Genomic DNA, 5787 nt, shown 5'->3' with positions numbered 1-5787 from the left:
TAAAGTAGTACAATAGCGCTACCACAATTGCTAAAAAACGGATATCTGTTATCGCTTTTTGCCAATCTTGGTAGTGGAAAATACTGATTTTCGCATTGCGAAAATCGTTTGCAGGATTTAGGTACAAATAAAAGATAATTACTCAGCTTAAACGATACACGGCTCGTTCTCAAACAGATACTTCACTATGTTCAGTACAAGGTTTTTGGGAACGAGTTGTGCTCTGATCTCCCCGGTAGTTTAATAAATTACGCTGAATAGTTACATTTAGACACCATTAGTAGACGCGTCAGGTAAAGAAACACACGGTTTTAGAGAACATCTTGACAGTTTACATCCAATAAGTACATATTGGCGAACCACTGGATATTGCATATGGAATTCTTTACCTGGTGTCGGATTAATCAAAATTTGTTACCGGAAGTGAATTGGTTATTGATGGTGGTTATACTGCTCAATAAAAATGCTAGTTAGAAATGTAGAACAAACAGAAAGTGAATTATATAATAAAACCAGAGATTAAAAGGAGGATAAAATGGGTAGTGTGAATGAAAAAGTTTACAAAATGTTGTGTGAGGTATATACAGCAGAGATAGGCGCTATAGGCATATATATGGATCAGCATACAAAGTGTGAAGATTTGGGTCTAAATAAACTTGCAGAAATGCTTAAAAAAGACGCAATAGATGAAATGAAGCATGCTGAAATGTTAGCGGGGCGCATATTGTTTTTAGGGGAAATAGTTAAAAACCAAAAACATGCCTTGCCTGAAGAAAAACAGTTTGATATTGTTAAAATGTTAAAACTTAATAGAGATATTGAAGTTGAAGCTATTGCAAGATTAAATGAAGGCATAACAATATGTTTTAACGAAAAAGACCATGGAAGCAGAATGCTTTTAGAAGAAATTCTCAAGTCGGAAGAAGAACATTTAAGTAATTTACAAACAATGGTAAACAATATTGAAAAATATGGTGATCAATATATTGTTTTACACTTAATGTAATCTTCTATTAATCAGGTCTTAATAATCATTAATAAAACAGGAAGTGCGTATTCCTTTACATCGCGAATGTTTCCAGATGGTCATGGAAATTATTTGCGTTGCTGTGGGAAGTTTACTTGCGTCCGGTGGGAAAAAATGAGTGCATCTTATAAAAAAAAACAGTTTGATGGAGAATGTTGAATCTTTGTCCCCGGATATCAATAAACTGAAATCCTTGTTGATTTAGTGCAAGCAAAAGAATGAATTACTCAGTGAAAGCGAAAGACGTTTTCGCACAATAACAAATATTCTGCCGGTTGGAATTTTTTATACTGATTTTGAATGGAATTTTCTATTTGTCAATGAACAATGGTGCAAGATTACAGGGCTTACCACGGATGAATCTCTGGGAAACGGATGGATGGGCGTACTGCATGGGGGGGATTAACCTCACACGCGTATTGTAAAGAATGGGCAGATGCAGTAAAGAACAAGAAAACATTTAAATCGGAATTTCGCCTTATTTATCCTTATGTGAAGATTACGTGGGTATTGTGCATAGGAATTCCCCTGTTTTTTTCTGATGTCGGGAAAAGAGAGGAAAGCAGCGTCTATATAGCGGCAATAACAGATATTACTGAACGAAAATTTATGTAAGAAGAGTGGCGTAAAAGCAAGAATACGCTTGCCCATGCCCAGAAGATTGCTCAATTAAGCAGTTGTGAGTGGAATATTGAAAACAGTGAAGTATCTGTTTGGGAACGAGTTGTGCTCTGATCTCAGGTAGTTTAATAAATTACGCTGAATAGCTACGGTTTCAGTACATAAGATTCTTTGATGAAATGTTGAAAAAACAATTGGCTTTAACGAAAAGGCGCTATGAGTCTGTATGTTTGCTTCTTTTGGATATGGCACTTTAAGAGTATTAATGATACGTATGGTCATACGGCTGGCGACCGGGTATTGTAGGAAGTTTCTAAGATATTAAATAATTCTTTAAGAACTTCAGATGTATTGGCACGATATGGTGGTTAAGAATTTGTAATTATAATGCCGGGAGCAGATGTATCGCAGGCAAAAGAAAAAGCAGAAGGAATTCGTAAATCAATTGAAGTTACCTGTTTTGGCACGATTGTTTACGGACAAACGTATCGACTGACCGTAAGTATATTGCGTCTTTTCCGCAATATGGAACCTGAGAAACCTTGGTAAATGCCGTAGATGATGCACTATACAAATCCAGGAAAAACGGGAGAAACCGGGTCGAAACCTCTTGATTGCCTGCATATTATCTTCTGTTAAACAAAGTTTTGCACCGATAATAATACACATTACAGAATAGTTTTCCACTCATTGTAATCTTATCTGCACATAAATATCTGAATGCCTCAAGATCCATTCACGGTGGTTTTCCCCTGGCACGAAATGTATCATCCCCTCTTTTAAAAAATTACCGTTGTCTGTTTTGTTTCATGTTTAAGGGAGAGATGTGTGTCTCTATGCATTTCTCTTTCCTCCATGCATAAATAAACGGGAACACTTTTGTTGTTTTTCCGTATCCATGAGTTCATAGTGGTGTATATAAATGATCTTATCTCTGCCGGATACCTCAATTTTCCGTCGAAACCGGTTAATAATTCTTCGTCAAGCAGGGCATTTTCGGGAAACCGGTTTTCAATGATTTTTTTTAATTGAGGCGATATGCGCAATGTTCCTAAACTCAGCCACGCGATAGTGTTTGATTCAATTTTGGTAAAGACGGTATTGATTAATACTTCATAATCTGTCTCCCATCCACTATAGCAGATAATCGGATCAAAGTGGAAAGCAACACGATATCCCGCCGCTGTGCATGCTTGCGCTGCTTCTAACCTTTCCTCCAGGGAAGCGGTAAAATACTCTGCGGTGTCGATCAACTTTTGCGGATTCAATGACCATGAAATGATAATATTCTTTGCTCCGGGTGCTGAAGTGAGCAAGCGCACATTGTTGCTTTTTGTTTTGAACTCGAAAGTGCTTTTGGGATATTGCCGGAAGAAATTCACGATTTTAGGCGAATACTCCGTAATGTGGTCGAATGCAAGGGAATCGGTTAATTCTCCTGATCCGAGGCGCATGTCTTTTTTTAAATTCCTGAAGACGGTGAAAAAATCCTCTATATTTGCCGGTAGCACAATCCCAGGCGAGTTAATATAGTTTTGAAGAAAGCAATAGGTGCATTCATATGGGCATCCGCTCCCTAAATTCATTACAAAATATCCGCACGATGCGGAGTTGTTTGAACATGGACAGTGTTTATAAAAGTCAAATTTTTCGCGTATAATAAAGAAATTTTCCAGCCTTCTGTTGTAATCGGCAATAGTAAATGCTTTCTTCTTCACGTATTCACGGTAGGACGCTATCATGGTAAAAGTACTGTTGGGGAATTTGTCGCGTATTCGCTGAACGGTTTCGGTAGACAAAACGGATTCTTCTACAAAAAACTGTTTCGGCGTGATGATTTGTTTCGTAGTGAGATTAACCCTTAAGGAGGGATTTATATCGACGTCGCAAAAAGTCTGGCTTATTTTGACCCCATTTTGGTGAAGCAAAGGATAACGCCGTTCCAGCAAATAACTTTTAATGAAAGAGAAACGGCTTGGCGGTGGGGGAATCTGTTCAAAAACAAGTGAAAATCCAACCTTTTCACGTTTTGCAATCTCAAAGATAAGGCGGGATATCTCTTGTTGCTTGTTTTGCCCAAGATAGTAATATTTTTTTCTGACGAAGGTTTTTAAAGAGTCAATGTCGTCTATTGTTGAAAGAGAATCTTCCATAATTATACAGGTAGATAAATTTTATCTTAGAAAGGGAAACGTTTACATGGTTGCCAGATGTCGCACCTGTGGCTATTATCGGGGATAGTTGTTTTATATTGAAAACCATACATGGAGTTTGTTAACATGCAAAAAACCAATTTACCGCTTACCGCACAGTAGGGGTAACCCTCGTGATTGCCCCATAAAAAGCATGAAAGAATACTATCAGGGAAAAAGGGGTTATGGAAAGAAAAATATTTCATATGCACAGCCCTGTTATGATTTGGCAGAAGGATCTTTTTGCTTATGTAAAAATGACCTGCAATCGGCATAAAAAGCACGTTTGAACAAGAAAAGCTTATGAAAAAGCAATGTATATTTATTTTGTATGCCGTAATAACGCTCTTTTTTTTAATATCTCCGGGGCATGAAACAATTGCAGCCGCAAATGAACCTGCAACAAAATTGGAGGCTTTTCTATCGAAAGTTGAGACGTTAATTGTCATAGAAAGTGTCGATTTGGGCAAGGTTGAAGGCACTTATGGGTCATACGTTGAAATTAAGGCCATTGTCTCTTACGAACCAATCAGTGCAAATAAAAAAATAAGCGGTTTTCAGGTTATTGTTTATGAGGGAGGAAGGAATGAACAGAGAAAAACTGTTTTTGTTGATCTGGATGAAATTGAAAATGTGGCCAATGCAGCGGAATATATGATAAGTCTGTCTAATAAATGGAAGGCTGTGCGCAGACTAAACACAGAAGTTGCATTTACAACGAGAGACACATTCAGAATAGGTTTTTCGCAGAGTGGTTACTCATGGCAAGGGTTTTCTTCGGGTGGATATGGTGTTGGCGCTGTATGCCGTTTTAATTCTTTGGAAGAGTTAAAAGCAATAAAATTATTAATTGACTCAGGTTTAGAGTGGGTTAAAAGCAATGAAGGGCGTTGATTGATCGATAACGATCAGGTTATGAGGGTGTTTGTATGGGGATGCGCCTGAAATTCAGAGATTCAAAAAGGGTTTTCCATCAATGTTTTTAACATACCCTGTAATGTTTTTCGAAATCATTTATTAAACAAAACAAATTACTACGGGAGATTTTTTATGCAATTCAAGGACAAGGTAGCCATTGTAACTGGCGGTACACGCGGGATTGGCAAAGCTATTGTATGGGAACTTGCAAAGAATGGTTGCAATGTTGCCTTTAATTACAGCAAAAATGTGGAGGCGGCCAATGCGCTGGTGAAGGAAATTGAAACATTGGGAGTGAAAGGGAAGTCGTTTCAGGTGGATGCGGTGAGTTTTAACGGCGCGAAGGATATGGTAAAAGAAGTGAAAGAGTTATTTGGGAAAGTAGATTTTCTGATAAACAATGCAGGCATCACCCGTGACAAACTCCTGGCGCTTATGTCGGAAAGTGACTGGGATGACGTAATAAATACCAATCTTAAGAGCGTATACAATTTCTCAAAGGCATTGATAATGCCTTTTATAAAACAGAAGTCTGGCAGCATTGTTAATATAACATCGGTAAGCGGCATTATGGGAATGGCCGGTCAGGTGAATTATTCTTCCTCCAAGGCCGGCATGATTGGCTTTACCAAGGCATTGGCAAAGGAGGTGGGCAAGGCGAATATTACGGTGAATGCCATTGCCTGTGGGTTTATTGAAACGAACATGACGGACGTTTTGCCGCAGGAATATAAAACAAAGATGATTGAAATGATTCCGGTAAAAAGATTTGGTTTGCCGGAGGAAGTTGCAAAATTGGTAAAATTCCTCTTATCTGAAGATGCAAAATACATTACCGGCCAGGTAATTAATGTCGATGGTGGTTTGGCAATGTAGTCGCTATTATAAAGAGAAGTGATAAGCATTACTTTGTTAAAAACCACTGAAACCGTTCATAAAGTGATATATTTTGTATGCCTTTGCGTTCGGCATCCTACTTATTGTATGGTATTAATCAAGGATTTTTCAAAGCATAAATCCTTTTAAATA

The 5787-nt window shown here is 37.9% G+C and carries 6 protein-coding genes; 5 read left to right on the top strand and 1 reads right to left on the bottom strand.

Going from position 1 to position 5787, the window contains the following annotated elements:
- Positions 1 to 535: 535 nt before the first annotated feature.
- The 3 genes from QZT26_RS16105 to QZT26_RS16095 all read left to right on the top strand — a co-directional run bounded on the left by QZT26_RS16105 (position 536) and on the right by QZT26_RS16095 (position 2197).
- Positions 536 to 1006 carry a bacterioferritin gene (locus QZT26_RS16105; protein WP_099323543.1) on the top strand — a complete coding sequence of 157 codons (471 nt, stop codon included), beginning with the start codon at positions 536 to 538 and terminating at the stop codon, positions 1004 to 1006.
- A 396-nt stretch (positions 1007 to 1402) separates the two neighbouring features.
- On the top strand, positions 1403 to 1642 hold the full coding sequence (locus QZT26_RS16100) for a hypothetical protein (protein WP_099323542.1): 240 nt from the start codon (positions 1403 to 1405) through the stop codon (positions 1640 to 1642).
- Between the two features lie 393 nt (positions 1643 to 2035).
- Positions 2036 to 2197 carry a hypothetical protein gene (locus tag QZT26_RS16095; RefSeq protein ID WP_157775556.1) on the top strand — a complete coding sequence of 54 codons (162 nt, stop codon included), beginning with the start codon at positions 2036 to 2038 and terminating at the stop codon, positions 2195 to 2197.
- Positions 2198 to 2427: 230 nt separating this feature from the next.
- Here QZT26_RS16095 and QZT26_RS16090 read toward each other — a convergent pair whose 3' ends face one another.
- Entirely contained in the window at positions 2428 to 3801 is a 1374-nt protein-coding gene (locus QZT26_RS16090; RefSeq protein ID WP_099323540.1) for a spore photoproduct lyase family protein, read from the bottom strand.
- A 342-nt stretch (positions 3802 to 4143) separates the two neighbouring features.
- On the opposite strand from QZT26_RS16090, the gene QZT26_RS16085 reads away from it, so the two are divergent.
- The gene (locus QZT26_RS16085) at positions 4144 to 4734 is read left to right on the top strand and encodes a hypothetical protein (RefSeq protein ID WP_099323539.1); all 591 of its coding nucleotides are present in this window, start codon (positions 4144 to 4146) and stop codon (positions 4732 to 4734) included.
- A gap of 156 nt (positions 4735 to 4890) precedes the next feature.
- Complete coding sequence (gene fabG, locus QZT26_RS16080) at positions 4891 to 5634, top strand: 3-oxoacyl-[acyl-carrier-protein] reductase (protein WP_099323538.1); 744 nt, start codon at positions 4891 to 4893, stop codon at positions 5632 to 5634.
- Positions 5635 to 5787 lie beyond the last annotated feature (153 nt).

The organism is uncultured Candidatus Kuenenia sp. (genome assembly GCF_900696675.1).
GTDB lineage: Bacteria > Planctomycetota > Brocadiia > Brocadiales > Brocadiaceae > Kuenenia > Kuenenia stuttgartiensis_A.
Note: the sequence above shows the minus strand (reverse complement) of the source record. Positions and strands in the feature narration are given on the sequence as shown.